The 14,389-nt window shown below is 65.9% G+C and carries 11 protein-coding genes and 1 pseudogene; 3 read left to right on the forward strand and 9 right to left on the reverse strand.

The window, feature by feature from the left end; genetic code table 11:
* Positions 1 to 505: 505 nt before the first annotated feature.
* Positions 506 to 874, forward strand: a pseudogene (locus tag ABH933_RS44240) (DesA/ISL3 alpha bundle tail domain-containing protein); the annotation flags it as partial.
* A gap of 50 nt (positions 875 to 924) precedes the next feature.
* Here the strand turns inward: ABH933_RS44240 and ABH933_RS44245 are convergent.
* The 9 genes from ABH933_RS44245 to ABH933_RS44285 all read right to left on the reverse strand — a co-directional run bounded on the left by ABH933_RS44245 (position 925) and on the right by ABH933_RS44285 (position 11,666).
* A complete protein-coding gene (locus ABH933_RS44245; protein ID WP_429428943.1) occupies positions 925 to 3,225 on the reverse strand; it encodes a tyrosine-type recombinase/integrase in 2,301 nt (766 codons plus the stop codon).
* 11 nt (positions 3,226 to 3,236) lie between these two features.
* Positions 3,237 to 4,334, reverse strand: a complete 1,098-nt coding sequence (locus ABH933_RS44250; protein WP_429428945.1) for a tyrosine-type recombinase/integrase — start codon at positions 4,332 to 4,334, stop codon at positions 3,237 to 3,239.
* Positions 4,335 to 4,626: 292 nt separating this feature from the next.
* Entirely contained in the window at positions 4,627 to 5,382 is a 756-nt protein-coding gene (locus ABH933_RS44255) for a maleate cis-trans isomerase family protein (protein ID WP_429428947.1), read from the reverse strand.
* Positions 5,382 to 6,818 (reverse strand): amidohydrolase family protein, encoded by a 1,437-nt coding sequence (locus tag ABH933_RS44260; RefSeq protein ID WP_429428949.1) that lies wholly within the window; start codon positions 6,816 to 6,818, stop codon positions 5,382 to 5,384. Before ABH933_RS44260 ends, ABH933_RS44255 begins: the two co-directional genes overlap by 1 nt.
* Positions 6,818 to 7,480, reverse strand: a complete 663-nt coding sequence (locus tag ABH933_RS44265; RefSeq protein WP_429428951.1) for a GntR family transcriptional regulator — start codon at positions 7,478 to 7,480, stop codon at positions 6,818 to 6,820. Before ABH933_RS44265 ends, ABH933_RS44260 begins: the two co-directional genes overlap by 1 nt.
* Positions 7,477 to 8,610, reverse strand: a complete 1,134-nt coding sequence (locus tag ABH933_RS44270) for a ring-opening amidohydrolase (protein WP_429428953.1) — start codon at positions 8,608 to 8,610, stop codon at positions 7,477 to 7,479. The genes ABH933_RS44265 and ABH933_RS44270 overlap by 4 nt, the downstream gene beginning before the upstream one ends.
* A gap of 34 nt (positions 8,611 to 8,644) precedes the next feature.
* The gene (locus ABH933_RS44275) at positions 8,645 to 9,556 is read right to left on the reverse strand and encodes a fumarylacetoacetate hydrolase family protein (protein WP_429428954.1); all 912 of its coding nucleotides are present in this window, start codon (positions 9,554 to 9,556) and stop codon (positions 8,645 to 8,647) included.
* Between the two features lie 30 nt (positions 9,557 to 9,586).
* On the reverse strand, positions 9,587 to 10,990 hold the full coding sequence (locus tag ABH933_RS44280; protein WP_429428955.1) for a nucleobase:cation symporter-2 family protein: 1,404 nt from the start codon (positions 10,988 to 10,990) through the stop codon (positions 9,587 to 9,589).
* A 145-nt stretch (positions 10,991 to 11,135) separates the two neighbouring features.
* The gene (locus ABH933_RS44285; protein WP_429428957.1) at positions 11,136 to 11,666 is read right to left on the reverse strand and encodes a DUF4439 domain-containing protein; all 531 of its coding nucleotides are present in this window, start codon (positions 11,664 to 11,666) and stop codon (positions 11,136 to 11,138) included.
* Here ABH933_RS44285 and ABH933_RS44290 point away from each other — a divergent pair.
* On the forward strand, positions 11,612 to 12,130 hold the full coding sequence (locus ABH933_RS44290) for a hypothetical protein (protein WP_429428963.1): 519 nt from the start codon (positions 11,612 to 11,614) through the stop codon (positions 12,128 to 12,130). The genes ABH933_RS44285 and ABH933_RS44290 overlap by 55 nt on opposite strands.
* 204 nt (positions 12,131 to 12,334) lie before the next feature.
* A complete protein-coding gene (locus tag ABH933_RS44295) occupies positions 12,335 to 13,282 on the forward strand; it encodes an endonuclease/exonuclease/phosphatase family protein (protein WP_429455315.1) in 948 nt (315 codons plus the stop codon).
* Positions 13,283 to 14,389 lie beyond the last annotated feature (1,107 nt).

Below are 14,389 nucleotides of genomic sequence, written 5' to 3' on the forward strand. Positions count from 1 at the left end.
ACAGTTCGAATAGCTGATCTCACCATTGGACGGCGCTCGCCGCGGCGCTCCCGACGCGATCCAAGTCGCGGACCGCTGGCATTTGCTGCACAACCTCACCACGGCGGTCGACCGAGTCGTACGTGCGCATCGTAAATGCCTTGTCCAGCAAGATGATACGCCCGAAAGCGATCCGGAGTCGGTGGCACGCGAACCGGCCGCAGCTCTGGTGCCGGGTTCCCGAGACCAGGCAATCCGGCAGCGGTATACGGACATTCACGAGTTGTTCGCTCGCGGTGTGAACATCACCGTGATCAGTCAGCGGTTGCAGCTGGACCGCAAAACCGTCCGTCGCTATGTCCAGGCCGACGCCGTCGAACATCTGCTGGCCTCTGTCGCCAAACGCGGCAGCGCGCTCGACGAGCACACCGCTTACCTGCGGCAACGGTGGGCCGAGGGATGCACCAACGCGCTGCGCCTGCTCGAAGAGCTGCGGGAACGTGGCTATACCGGCAGCCACCGGTCGGTGCGGCGGCTGGTACAGAGCTGGCGCACCGCCACGCCATTGTCAGCAGCGAGCACCCCGGCGGCGCCGACGCCTCGTGACGTCGCAGGCTGGATGATGCGGCCTGCGACCGCGCTGTCCGACGACGAAAAACGGCAGCTGCAACAGATTCTGGCCGATTGCGACACGCTGCGGCAGGTGAACCAGCTCGTCGCCGACTTCGCGGGCATGGTCCGCGAGCGCGGCGGCAAACACCTGGACACATGGATCGCCGCCGCCAAGTCCAGCGGCATCAAACAGCTCGCCGGTTTCGCCGATGGCCTGCTCAAAGACTATGATGCTGTTCGCAATGGCCTCATGCTCGAGTGGAGCAGTGGCGCTGTCGAAGGCAACGTGAACCGCGTGATTCTGTGGAATCTGAAATGTCAAGTGAGCGCTGGTCAGCCGTGGTTGACCGCGACGATCGGTAGCTGGGTGGCTGTCAGCGATGAGTCGCCCTGGCGTGATGCGGGGCGAGCGGGCGTCGGGATGTCGGCGAGCCGCTGCAGCAGCCGGTCGAGGGCGGCTTGACCGTCTTCGACCGCGGCTTGTTCGTCGTCGGTGAGCGGGATGCTGACCATCATGCGTTGAAGATTCGTTTTCGCTTGTAGCAGTTGGCTTTTGGTTGATTCCTTGGGTGTGTAGAAATCGCAGCGGGCGCAGGCCATCCGATGAGCGCACTGTTCGAAGAACGTATAGGTGCAGAATCCGTGGCCGAGGTCGTAGTGCTGCCAGGGTTCACCGGCCGCTGCGGCGCCGGTGGTGACGGCGTCGCGGTCGACGAGGACCTCGATCGTGCGGACATTGCGGGCGAAGTAGCCGGCGTCGTCGTAGGCCTTGGACAGGGTGTTCGGAGAGATCTTGGCGTAGAACTGGGTCGATTGCGGGGACCGGTGCCCGAGCCAGGCCTGCAGCTCGAACAGGGTCATCGGCTCTTTGGCGTTGTAGAGCTGGCTCGCGATGGTCGATCGGGCCCGATGGCTGGTGATCGCGCCGCGGATATCGGCGTCCGGAACTCCGGCTTTGCGGCAGAGCATCGGGATGACGGTGTTGTTGATGTAGACCGTGGCGACTCGATGCGCCCGGTATGCGAACAGCATGTCGACCTGCTCGCCGGTGCGCCGGTCCAGCAGGCGCGGCTGTTTCGGCCGGATGTGCTGCCAAGTCTCGATGGCCTGGCCGAGGATGGGATCGACCGGCTTGGTGAACGCGGTGCCGGTCTTGTTGGTGGGAATGTCGAGCAGGCAGACCGCATCTCGCGCCAGGACCTCGTCGGAGTCGCTAGTGATCACGGCGTTGTCGTGTTGCCATCGGATGCAACCGGTGCGGAGCCGGACAATTTCGTTGCTGCGTAGTCCGGCGAACAGCCAGGTGATTGTGACAGCGCGGACAAGCTCCAGGGGGTAGAACTGTCCGGACGAGTTCACTGGTAAGTCGTTGTCCTGCAGGTTCAGTCCGGCCCACAACAGTTTCGCCCAGATGTCATCGGCGATGACCCGCGGGTTCGGGCCCAGCAGGGCGGCGATGCTGCGCGGGGTGGCCAGCGCCCGCAACGGGTCGAAACGGCGTGGCAGCCACTCCCATTCCTGGCAGTCGCTGAAGAACCGCCGGATCGCCGCGAGCTGCGCCTCTTTGCTGGGCGCTTCGAGTGGTTTGCCGATCCGGTCGCCGAGCCCGGCAGTGCGCTGCACGTAGTCACCGACCTTCATCCGGTCCAGCGCGGCGACCCATGCCGCGCAGGTCTGGCGAGTCCAATCTGCCGGATCGGCGGCGGCGGGGTGTTCGGCCGCGAGCCAGCGGCCGACTTTCAGCAGGTTGGACCGGACCTGACGGCGAGTAGGTGGGGTCAATGTCGAGGTGGCGTGCCAGCGATCGACCCATTGCTCCCAAATAGGCGCTCCGCCGGTCGCTTTCGGTGACTGCCCGCCGATGCGATGCCGTGGCGGATCGCAGAAACCCAGGGCTGCCACCGCGCGTTGCAGGGCATACAGGGTGTTCAGTCGGGCGCCTTCGATCAGCCGGTTGTTGCGGAACAGGTCGAACAACTCGGTGTTCAGGTCTTCCAGGTGCGGGCTGCGGTTGAGCAGGAACAGCTGGCAGGTCACCATCGGCAGCAGCGAGTCGTCCTCACGGCCGAGCTGGTATCCCCACTGCGACAACACCGTTCGCAGTCGCGCGACCTCGCTGTTCACACGGTCCTTGCCGAAGATCCTCCACGACAAAGTCAACCGCTGAAAACTGCCCAGGCGATGGAACTCGGTGAACGAACCCAGCAGATACGCGTGCGCCGCCAGATACGGACGCACCTCGGCACCGGCCCACTCGGGCGCGTTGCGGCGGAATTCGGTCTGGGTGTGGCCCAGCACGCGAATCCACTCATCGGTGGTCCAGCCCCAGAACGCCCGTCGCGTCTCGGCGCAGCGGACCATCAAGACCGCGGCGGTGTCCAGCATGGCGCGGCGGCGATGGGGAGTCGGTGGCGAGTCCAGGCCGGCGTTGACCGTCTCGATCGGCCGCAGCAGCCGCCGGATCGTCTGCCAGCCGGGCGCGACCGGATCGTGATATTGCAGCCGCCGCAAGTTCCGGACGCCGAGCTCGATGACCGCCTGCGCCTCCTGCGGACGGACCTCGATCGCGGTATCGAAATGATGACCAACCAACGGTGAGGTCCATCGATCATCTTGGGCGTCTGTCGGTTTCATCGTCTGAAAGGTCACTGGGCGGCTCCCGCCGCCGAAGTGTCGCAGCTCGTGAGCATGGCGACGCGCCAGGCGTGGATGTGTTCCATGCCGCGGTTGAGCTTGTCGGCCAAGTCCCGGCCGGACAGGTGGATGTATCGAAGCGTGGAGTCGGTGTGCCGGTGTCCAGCGAATATGGCGATGGCATGGATTTCCCAGCCCATCCTCGCTAGGTCGGTCAAGCACAAATGCCGGGTCGTGTGCGTCGAGAACCGGGGAACATCCGCGGCCAGGGCGATCCGCCGCACCACCTTGGACCAGGTCCACAAGGTCAACGGCTCGGCCCGGTTCCGGCGCGACTCGGACAGGAACAGCGGGCCGCGAGCCCGACTGATCGTCGCGCGATGCTGCAGATACAGCGACAACAACACACCCGTCGGTGCCGAGTACGGCACCACCCGTTCGAGCCGGTTCTTCGTCGTCTCCGCCCGCACCCGCACCGTCCGATGTGCCGGATCCAGGTCGTCGGTGCGCAGCGAGCACAACTCCTCTCGGCGCAACGCAGCATCGTAGGCCAACGCCAGCATCACCCGATTACGGATCGACTCACACGCAGCCACTACGAGAATGTCACGCCACTGCTGCTCGGTCGGGATCCACGGTAGCTTCGTCACCCGCGGCACGAGACCACGCTCAGAGCCGCCGGCACGGCGGCGCCCGGGCGTATAGCGGCCCCGCCCAACAGGATTCGACTCCCGCAGCCCTTCTTCCATCAGATGGTCGTAGAACAAGCGGACCGGCACCAACCGCTGCTGGATCGTCGCATTCGCCAGCCCGACATCGGAATCGATCGACACCACGTTCGCGCCGCGACGGTGCGGACGAGAGGTCAACTCCCGCACGAACACCGCAACGTGAGCGCGACTCGCGGTTACCGGATCGACCCGCTCCCGCTCGCACACCAGCAGATACTCCGCCAGCCCCCGGGCATAGGCATCGATCGTGCGCGGCGCCCGCCCGAGATCGATCCAGATACCCAACCAGACCGCCGCCTGCTCATGCCGAGCCAGCACCGGCCACTTCTCCGTCAGCGCCACCGCGCCGTTCAACCCGCCTCCAAAGTCCGTGGTCACTCCAGGGAGACAAGATCACCCTGGGCCAGATTCCACGTAACTTTTAAAATGTTGAAGCGGCAAATGTTTGGCAGAGCTAACTTCGACCTTCTGCGCCGCCGCGTCCTCTTGGTCAAGTAGCACGCCGTCACCGAAAGTGCGCCAGAGCCACTTTCTCATGGCCACGGACAGACGACGTGTGATCACACTGTCAGCATTCCGTTGATGGGTGAGACTGACCTGGCCAAGAGCATGCCGGGATGATGGGAAGGTGCGGGCGCCGGGATACACGGAACGGCATCGCGACCGAAGCTCAGTGAGGCACTCCCGGCGTGGTGTCCGATGTGGCGGCGAGTAGCCGGCCCCAGCGTGGTTCCAGTGCGGGCACGTCCAGTTCCCGCAGGCAGCTCCACAATGTGACGGCGACCGAATCCAGCACCGGGACACCGGTGGCCGCCTCGACCTCGGCGGCGATCGGTGCGCCGTACATATTCGTGCACAGATAGGCCAGGGCATCGGGACGCGGCTCGGCCAACTCGAGCGACAGGGGGACAAGTCGTGCGGGCTCGACGCGCGCGAACGATTCGTTGTCGCTCAGCCCGAGGGCGCGATGGCCGATGATATCGATGCCCTCCGCGGCGTAGCGGGCGATGATCCGGGCGTTCACATCGTCAGTGTACGGGGTGAGCAGGCCCAGCGTGGTCAGGCCGAACGCGCGAGCGGCCTCCAGATAGGCCAAAGTCGATGTGGTAGCGGGGATTCCGGTGGCCGCGGTGATGTCCGCGACGATGGCGCGATCGTGGTCGGGGCCCAGCCAGGATCCGGAGGTGCCGTTCCACGCGATGACGTCGACCTGGGCCGCGGCGAGCAGTTCGGCGGCCCGGCGCATGGCCTCGATGTCGAACTGCCCGTCCGATCGTGAGTCCAGGGCGATCCGCGTGACGGGGATGCGGGTGGCGTGGACCGTGACGTCCGCACGGTCGCCGAGCATCCGGGAGGTCATCGGTTCCAGGCAGGTGTTTGACGACGGGACGATCATCCCGATGCGGCCCGGACGTTCGCCGCCCATCACCGTTCTCCCGCGCTGATCGCCGCCGGTGCGGGTGCGGCATTCGCCTCCCGGTAGCCGCAGCGGCGCAGGAATCGCCCGACCGGACCCGGATCGTGGAATTGACCGTCCCGCAGAACGATTCGGCCACCGCTCACGACGACCTGCGGCCAGCCGCGGAGCATGCGCCCGTCGAACGGGGAGAAATCCGTGCCCTGGTGCAGGTTTGCCGCGGCGACCCGGCGCAACTCGGCCGGGTCGAAGACGACGAGGTCGGCATCGTACCCGGGGGCGAGCGCGCCCTTGCCCGGGATCGCATTGATCCGGGCCGGGGCCGCGGCGAAGACCTCGGCGAATCGCCGCAGCACCCGCGGATCGCACGGGTCCCCGAGTGCATCGGCTAATGCGGTGAACGCCACCGGCATTCGCGTCTCCACCCCGGGAAGTCCGTGCGGCATCTGACGGATATCGTTGTGGTGCAGGTATTTCTGGGTCAGATCGTAGCAGGAGTGATCGCTCGCTACGGTATCGATATGCCCCTGTGCGAAGCGCTCACGCACCGCGGCGACGGTGGCCGCCGAACGCATCGGAGGACAGCAGGCGAACCACTCCGGGAAGGCACTGGCGTACACCCCGTCGTCCAGCACGAGGTAGTGCGGGCAGGTCTCCGAATGCGCGGGCAGGCCCCGGGACCTTGCCGCACGGACCAGATCGACCGCCCCGGGTGTCGATTGATGCACGAAATAGACCGGTGCTCCGGTGTATTCGGCCATACCCAGTACCTCCCGTACCGAGGTCTCCTCGGCCAGTTCCGGGCGGGTGTGGTGCAGATGCCGAATGCCGATGTCTCCGGCGCTCGCGTGGCGTTCGGTGCAATCGGCGATCATCGCGTCGTGTTCGGCGTGGATGTACGTCAATCCGTCGAGCCGGACCATCTCCCGCATCACCTTCAATACGGTGTCGTTGTCGGCCATGGTCGTGCCGCGATTGGTCATGTATAGCTTGACCGATCGCACGCCAAGCTCCGCCAGCCGGGTCAGCTGGTCGGGAACTGTCGGGTCCCAGGTGATGACCGATCCGTGCAGCGCGACATCGCAGCGCGCGGCGCGGGCGAGGGAGATCTTGTCCGCGGCGGCCTCGAGCGGGGTCTGCATGGCATCGCGCGGGATGCCGAAGTCCATGATCGTGGTGGTGCCGCCCCACAGCGCCGCGACCGAGCTGATCGCATAGTCGTCGAGAGTTCGGTACGGGCCGGTGATCTGGGCGACATGGCAGTGCCCGTCGACGCCGCCCGGGATGACCACGCGCCCCGCGGCATCGATGACCCGTTCGGCGGCGGGGACCGGCTCGTGCGCGTCGATCAGTGCGGTGATCCGCCCGTCGTCCACGACGATATGCGCTGGGGTGGCGGCGGTCGCGTCCACCGCGAGCCCATGCGCGACGACCAGGTCCGCCATCACTGTCCTCCCTTCCCGGAATCACGAGAGTACTGCTCGCGATATTTGCCGACATGATGGGCGGATTGCATGCCCGCGCTGTCGGCGTCGCCGCTGGCTATCGCCTCGACCAGGGTGCGGTGCTCATCGACGAGTTCGGTCATGTTCGTGACATGCCGGAACAGCCAGTGCATCCGGCCCTGCAGCGGTTCGAGTGCGGTGCGCAGGAACGGATTTCCGGCGATCGCGGTGACCTCGTCGTGCAGGGCGCTGTTCGCCCGGTGGACGGCGTCGACGTCGCCGCGGGCCAGCGCCGCCTCGGCGGCATCGACCAGACCGCGCAGTGTCGCGATATCCGCGGGCGTGGCTCGCTGCGCGGCTAGCCGGCAGGCCAGCACCTCCAGCGCGGAACGAACATCGAACAGGTCCCGGGCCTCCTGCTCGGTCAGATCCGTGACGATCGCGCCGCGCGTGGAGCGTTCGGCGAGCAGCCCCTCCTGCACGAGCATGCGCACCGCCTCGCGGACCGGTAGCCGCGAGACGCCGAATTCGGCGGCGAGGTCGCGCTCGATCAGGCGAGTGCCGACGGGGTAGTGGCCCTCGAAGATCCGGGTGCGCAGCGTATTCCGGATAGCCACGCGCAGCGGAACAGCCCGCTGCGCGTGATCGGGCGACTGTGTCACGACTGTCGTTCCCATTCCGCCGAATCCGGTCGGACCGCCACGATGGCGGCAATCGGCGCCTGTCCCGGCGGTGTCTGGTGTTCGGTTCCGCCCGAGACGAAGATCCGGGGATCGCCCGTCTGGCTCGCGATGATCGCGCCGACCGCGGCACGGGAATGGCGTTCGTAGTTGATATCCGCGTCCGAGAGCATCGTGGTCCGCTGGCCGCGCAATGCCCCGCCCACCGGCGCCTCCGCCTTCGCGAAGACCGCGGCAATCCGTCCCCTAGCCGAATCATCGGGCTCGCAGTCGAATTCGAGCCCGGCCTCGCGCAGGGCCGAGCGCACCCCGGCGACGTCGATCGCGTCACACAGTACACCGTGCCCGATGCGGAATTCGCTCGACGAGCGCACCGAATTGGCCAGCACGACGACCTCCGCCGCCACCAGCTCGCCGCCCGCCGACGTCGAGGCCACCGCGGAGTACAGGGTCATGTCGTTCGCGATCACCTCATCGGTGACAGCTTCGGCCGGAACCTCTTTCAGCGCTAGGGCGACCCCGAGCGCGGTGGCTCCCCGGGCATAGGCCTTCGAGCGGTTCGGATCGGTCGTGACCACCCGCACGTCGCGTGCGTGTGCCGCCGCGATACTCGCCGGGGTCAGCAGCGGGCCCTTGACCTGGACGTAGTGCACGTCCTCGGGTTCACAGCGCAATTCGGCCAGCGCGCGGCCCACCGCCTCAGCCACCTCGTGCACCGTGGCGACCCGGCCGATCTCCTCGGGCGCGAGATCGCGGGTGCGCTGCACCGAGATCGCGAGTCGCTTTGTGCCGTCCGGAGTTTCGGGCGCGGAATCCTCACGAGTGAAGACCGTCACGTGGGGTGACAACACACCCTCGCAGCCACCCGACCATACGAACGCCACCTGTTCCTCGACTTCCTGCGGGGTCTGCCCGCGGACCGTCGACAGATACTGCGCGAAACTGCTCGTGGCGAACGCTCGCGTGAAGTCGTTGGCGCCGCCGTTGCCCTCGGTCTTCCCGATCGTCGCCACGATCGCGGCAGGATCGATCCCGCCGGATTCGACCAGCGCCCGTAACGCGCTGACATCACCGGGGTGGGCCATGGACAGTCTGTGCACACCGACGTGCATGATGGTGTCTTCCTTTCGTTCTCGTCGTCGGCGATCAGATCGCGGTGACCGGGTTGGTGAGGCTGCCGATGCCGGTGGCGCGGCATTCCACGATATCGCCGTGTTGCAGGAACGCCGTCGGGGTGAGCTGATAGCCGCATCCACCCGGCGTGCCCAGGGTGATGATGTCGCCGGGCTCGAGGGTGATCCCCTGGGACAGCCAGCTGATCGCCGACGCGGGGGAGAACAGCATGTTCCCCGCCGACTCCTGTTGCCGCACTTCGCCATTGACCAGTAGCTCGACCATCATGTTGGCGAGGTCGCCGACCTCGTCGGGGGTCGTGATCGCCGGGCCGATTGGGCAGTATGAGTCCTGGCCCTTGCCGTAGAGGAACTGGCTGGTCCGGAACTGCAAATCGCGGGCGGACACATCGTTGGCGAGGGTGTAGCCGAAAATATGGTCGGGCGCGTCGGTTTCGCTGATCCAGGTGCCGCCGCGTCCGATGACGATCGTCAGTTCGACCTCATAGTCGAGTTGTGCTGTGAGCCGCGCATCCAGCACGATCGGCGCGCCGGGTCCGACGACGGCGGTGACAGGTTTGTCGAAGAACAGTGGTATCTCGGGTATTTCGATCGGCAATCCCAGTGCGCGCGCGTTCATCTCGACGTGGGAGACGTAGTTCAGGCCGACGCAGAAGACGTTCTTGCGCGGTCGGGGTATCGGCGACAGCAGTTCGACGGCCTCGAGGCGGTGGATGTGCGCGGCCAGGGCGGATTCGGCGCGAGTGTCCGGATCGACCCATGCGCGTGCCTGTTTCAATGCCGTGGGGCCGTTGTCGATCAGCGCGAGCATCGACTCGAAGGCCGGGTCGCCGCCGGAGACACCGGTCAGATCCAGGATCTCGTGCTCGGTGACGTGCGCGCCGAGACGTGCGGTGCCCTGGTGGGCGAATGTCACGAACCTCATGGCTCGGGTTCTCTCTTTCTCTCGTGGTGGCTAGACCGGTTGCGTGGAGTCTGCGCCGGGACTGTCCACACTGCGCTGCCGGCCGAGTTTCAGCTCATTGAGCAGCAGGTTCAGGACGATGGCGGTGATTGCGCCCGAGGCGATGCCGGAGCTGAAGACGGTCTGGACCCCGGAGGGGAAGTGCGCGTAGAAGTTCGGCGCAGCGATCGGCAGGATCCCCATCGTCAGCGTGGCCGCCACGATCAGCGCGTTGACCGCGCCGTTCTGCTCGTCGTGGAAGTCCAACCGGCTCAATGTCTGCAGACCGTTGACCGCGACCAGGCCGAAGATGGCGATCCCCGCGCCGCCGAGCACCGGCAGCGGCACGATGGCCACCAGGGCTGCGATGATCGGGAACAGCGCCAGCACGATCAGGATCAGGCCGCAGGCGGCGACCGCGAAGCGGCTCTTGATCCGGCTCATCACCAGCAGGCCGATGTTCTGGCCGTAGGCGCTAGCCTGGAATCCGTTCAACCCGCCGCTGACCACCGATCCGAGACAGTCCGCGCGCAGGCCGTCGGCGATGTCGGCGGGCGTCAGCGGACGCTCGACGATCTGCCCGATCGCGAGCATGTCGGCGGTCGCCTCGGTCAGGATCACCAGCATCACAATCGTCATCGAGATGATGGCGGCCACGTCGAAGCGCGGCGCGCCGAAGTGGAGCGGCGTGGGCACGGCGAATATCCGGGCGCCATGCAGTTTCCCGAAGTCGACGAGGCCCAACGGAATCGACACCAGGGTTCCCAGGACCATCGCGACCAGCATCCCGATCCGCTTGGTGAAGCCCGGTACGTATTTGGTGATCAACAGGGTCAGCAGGAGCGTCACGATGCCCACGAAGACGTTTGTCGCGGAACCGAATTGCGGACTGCCCTGGGTTCCCTGCAACCAGCCGATCGAGATCGGGATCAGGCTGATCCCGATCACCATCACCACCGCGCCCATGACCAGGGGCGGGAAGAACCGCAGCAGTTTGCTGTACAGCGGTGCCACGAAGAACATCACCGCTGACGCCACGATGACCGCGCCGACGATGACTTGCATCGCGTCGGTGCCGGAGGCGTGCGATTTGCCTATCGCGATCATCGAGGCGATACCGGAGAACGAAACACCTTGCACGATAGGGAGTCTGACGCCGACCCTCCAGATGCCGAGGGTCTGCAGCAGGGTCGTCAGTCCCGATGCCAGCAGGCTGGCGCTGATCAGGAATATCAGGTCGGCGGTCGGCAGGTGCAGCGCGGTGCCGATGATGAACGGCGGCGCGATGATACCGGCGTAGGCCGCGAGCATGTGCTGCGTGCCCAATGCCAGCAATTGGGTGACCGGGAGCATCTCGTCGACGGGGTGCTCGCTGGACCGGTGCTGGATCCGTAGGAAACGCGGGAGACTGATCATGTGCTTACCTAGCTTCAACCAAACGATTTGGGATCCCAAAATCGTCTCGCGGCGAGATTACCGAAGCGTTTCACTGATCTTTCATTTCGTTACCATTTCGATACACGCATATTTCCTGGCGGCTCCCGCCGAACGCCGTTGGCTGTTAGGCCCTTCCGGGGAACGCCGTGGTTGCCGGGTTCACACCCAGGATCTGCTGCCAGGTGGCAAGGCGCACGGCGCAGTCGGTGAGCGCCTCGATGCCCATGCGGCGCACCTGCGGCGAATCGGCGCGTTCGATCAGCGAACGCCAGGCGATGGCGGTGTCGGATTCGACGGTGGCGGCGAATTTCGCCGCCGGGATCGGATCGTTGACCGGCAACGGCGGCTGGTAGGCGGGCGCGGGCCCGGGCACCGGCGCGCCAATGGCCTTCAGACTGAGCTTGAGATTTAAGGTGTGGCCCCGGCGTAGCCGGGGCCACAGGGGTTTTGCCGACGTCGGGGTGTGGTGCGACGCACCGGTTTTTGCCTCCGGGTGGGCGGCCGGGGCCGGGCCGGGAGGGTTTCGGCGCGCTGGCTGGACACGGGGTTTTCCGGCGGAGGTGGCGAAACCCGCGCCGGACCCGGGCGGGGGTGAGCCTGGTGGGGTCGGTGACGGGCTTCTCCCAGGGGCGGCGCAGATCAGCGGTGAGACCACGGGCGAGCCGCAGTTGGGTGTGCGCGGCCACTATCAGCCAGGTCCAGCATCACTTGTGGCTGCAGGCGGTCATCGCGGTCTGGGCCGCGACCTTGCCCGACGTCGACCCCGACGTTCCGGACACCCGCTTACACGGGGTGCTGTCCTATCTGCACCACAGCGCGCGCCTCGAGCCACGCTCACCGGTCGTGAAGCACTCGCCCGAGTACCACCGCGCGGAAGCTGGGCTGACCGCCCTGTACGGTGCCGCACAGGGACAGATACTGAGCCAGCCGCCGCTCGAACACGTCGCTGGGAACGAGTCGTATCTGAAATGGCAGCAACTGGTTCGCGCCGCTGCGGACGTGAACCTCATCCCCGGCGCGCAACATCAGGTGCGGCGATTACACGATGAATCATTGATCTTCGACGGGCTCCCGCTCGGATACCTGCGCCAACCTCCAGCACCTGGGCACCGGTCGTGATTGCCCTCGGCTCATGCCCCACGTCAAGGTACTTGCACCTGGTGCGTTCGCGGGTCGTGCGTAACCAGCTGGTCACCACCCGATCAGCCGCTGTGAGTGTGTGATCATGGCCCGTCAGGTTGCCGACGGTAATCGGTTCTCGGACGGGGGATTCCGCGTTACGGTGAGGCGGCCAGAGCAGCACTGGCGTGGGAGAGAGCGGGAATGTCGCAGACACCAACGACGGTGACGGTGATCAGCTGGAATGTCGCTGAATATGTGAGACCAGGAAAGGCACAGGAACGGCAGTTGCTGGTCGAGCAGGCCATCCGGGATGAGCGGCCTGTGGTGACGTTATTGCAGGAGATTTATGCCCCGACCGTGGAGGAGGCACGGTCGCGGGTGCGGTCGCTGGCGCAGGCGACAGGGCTCGCATGCGAGTTGCCCGATGGTCAGGTCGCGGTGGCCTTCGGCGGCCACGAGATGCACGCGGCGATTCTCTGGGATTCCGAACAGGTGAGTCCGGTCGCCGGGACCTGGCGTTTCGCGGGGGAACTGTGGCACGCCATGGTCGTGGGCACGGTGAGCATCGGTGGGATCGAGATCTCGGTCGCCGCCTACCAGGCGCCCTCGCTCGGAAAGGGCAAGCGTGCGGAGGAGGCCGAGCGGGTCATGCTCGTGGCCACCAGTGGATTCACTCGGGATGCGTTGATGATCTGCGGTGATTTCAACAGCCTGTCCAACGCCCGCACACCGGAGGGCACCTACTATGACAACGACCCCTACGAGGGAAAGCCCCCATCGCCTGAGCACGTTTTCCAGGTGGCCTGGACCGAATCGGCCGATGGGGAGATTACCGACGTCCACGTCAACCGTCGGCCAGCGGAGATTCTGTCCTACGGCGGGTTGCTGCACGATGCGGCAGCGTCTCTCGGTGGCGAGTGGCGGCCCACGATCGGGCACTGGTATCCGGATGGACCGCACAGTCTTCGGCGTATAGACCTGGCGTGGGTGACCACGCCGATGCTGCCCGCCATCCTGAGCTGTGAGCCAGTTTCCACGCCGATCACCCGACAGGGCTCGGACCACCTGCCGCTGAAGGTCGTCGTGGACCTGCCGATCCTGCGCCAGCGGCTGGCAGCACTGGCGGTCCAGAAAGCCGACCGCGCGTAGGCAGTCTTGAGCCGACGTGTCATCATCGAACGTATGTGCGAGGAATTTGTCGTCGGTGACTGCATCGTGTGGTATGCCGATGCCGCGGGCTGAGACATTGCGCCGGACGATCCGGCCGCGCAGCGCCGAGACGGTGTCGTCACGGTCGTTCACCGCGACCCGGACGGTCGCGTGACCGCGTATTTCGTCGAGCGCGTCGGGCTGCTCGGCGCATACTCGGTGACCGTGCGGGCGTGCCATCGTCCGATGCGCGCGTGAGTGCTCCTAGGCTGCCCGGGAGTCAGCACGGACCCTAGAACTGTCCCGACAATTCCGGCGGCAATGAGAACGCTGATCACGCCACACCCCCTGCTCTGCATGGACAGTATGAGACCCGAGGGCGCTGCCGAACAATCCGTCAACTAGATCGAGGAGACTGCGTGACCTAACGCGGATCCGGTGTGACAGGGCGTCGCGTTCACGGGGCCTATCGCGATTTGGCTCCTGGCGGTCCGTGCGTGGGAGGCGGATTTGCCCGTGTTCGAGCAGGTGTAGAAGGTGATCGAGCCGATCGGCTACCTCGGGTGGAATGGGATGCAGGATGAGGTCGTCCTCGCCGAGGCGACGCAGGTGATCACGCACTGAACTGGCCATGTGAACCCCATGTTCGGTGAGACCCGGATGGACCGATCTGATCTATAAGACGCAGTCGAGGGCCCGGCAGTTCCATTCTCGGTCCACAGGTGCAGGCGGTCGAGCTGCTACTCCCCAGTCGATCGCCAGGGGTGCTCCAGGACGGCTCGCCACGCTAACTGCCATGGGAACAGGTGTCGGTGGTTCGTGCTGGTGCCCGGCTCGTGTGGCGGATAGGCATCGGCCACATCCAATATGGTGACGCCCCACCCGGACAGCTTGCCGATGGCGTCCTGAATGGGCGGGAACGCGAGCTGGGCCTTGTTCGAGTACGGCACAGCGACCAGAGGCAGCTTCTTGCCGACTGCTTCGACCAGGAGCCCGAGCGGTAGCGTGTCTGAGAGCCTGGTGACAAAGGGTTTGGTCGGTGATCCATGCTCGGCGTGATGCCTTGAGCGGGAACAGGTTCAGAGAATTCGGGCGATCAGCCCCCGG

This window comes from Nocardia sp. GP40, assembly GCF_050434125.1.
In the GTDB taxonomy this organism is placed as follows: Bacteria; Actinomycetota; Actinomycetes; order Mycobacteriales; family Mycobacteriaceae; genus Nocardia; species Nocardia albiluteola.

What these genes read in the sequence shown, in the direction of transcription:
- ABH933_RS44275 (WP_429428954.1), bottom strand. Translation starts at nt 9,556, where the DNA reads ATGAGGTTCGTGACATTCGCCCACCAGGGCACCGCACGTCTCGGCGCG.
- ABH933_RS44280 (WP_429428955.1), bottom strand. Translation starts at nt 10,990, where the DNA reads ATGATCAGTCTCCCGCGTTTCCTACGGATCCAGCACCGGTCCAGCGAG.
- ABH933_RS44255 (WP_429428947.1), bottom strand. Translation starts at nt 5,382, where the DNA reads ATGGGCGGCGAACGTCCGGGCCGCATCGGGATGATCGTCCCGTCGTCA.
- ABH933_RS44245 (WP_429428943.1), bottom strand. Translation starts at nt 3,225, where the DNA reads ATGAAACCGACAGACGCCCAAGATGATCGATGGACCTCACCGTTGGTT.
- ABH933_RS44270 (WP_429428953.1), bottom strand. Translation starts at nt 8,610, where the DNA reads ATGCACGTCGGTGTGCACAGACTGTCCATGGCCCACCCCGGTGATGTC.
- ABH933_RS44260 (WP_429428949.1), bottom strand. Translation starts at nt 6,818, where the DNA reads ATGGCGGACCTGGTCGTCGCGCATGGGCTCGCGGTGGACGCGACCGCC.
- ABH933_RS44295 (WP_429455315.1), top strand. Translation starts at nt 12,335, where the DNA reads ATGTCGCAGACACCAACGACGGTGACGGTGATCAGCTGGAATGTCGCT.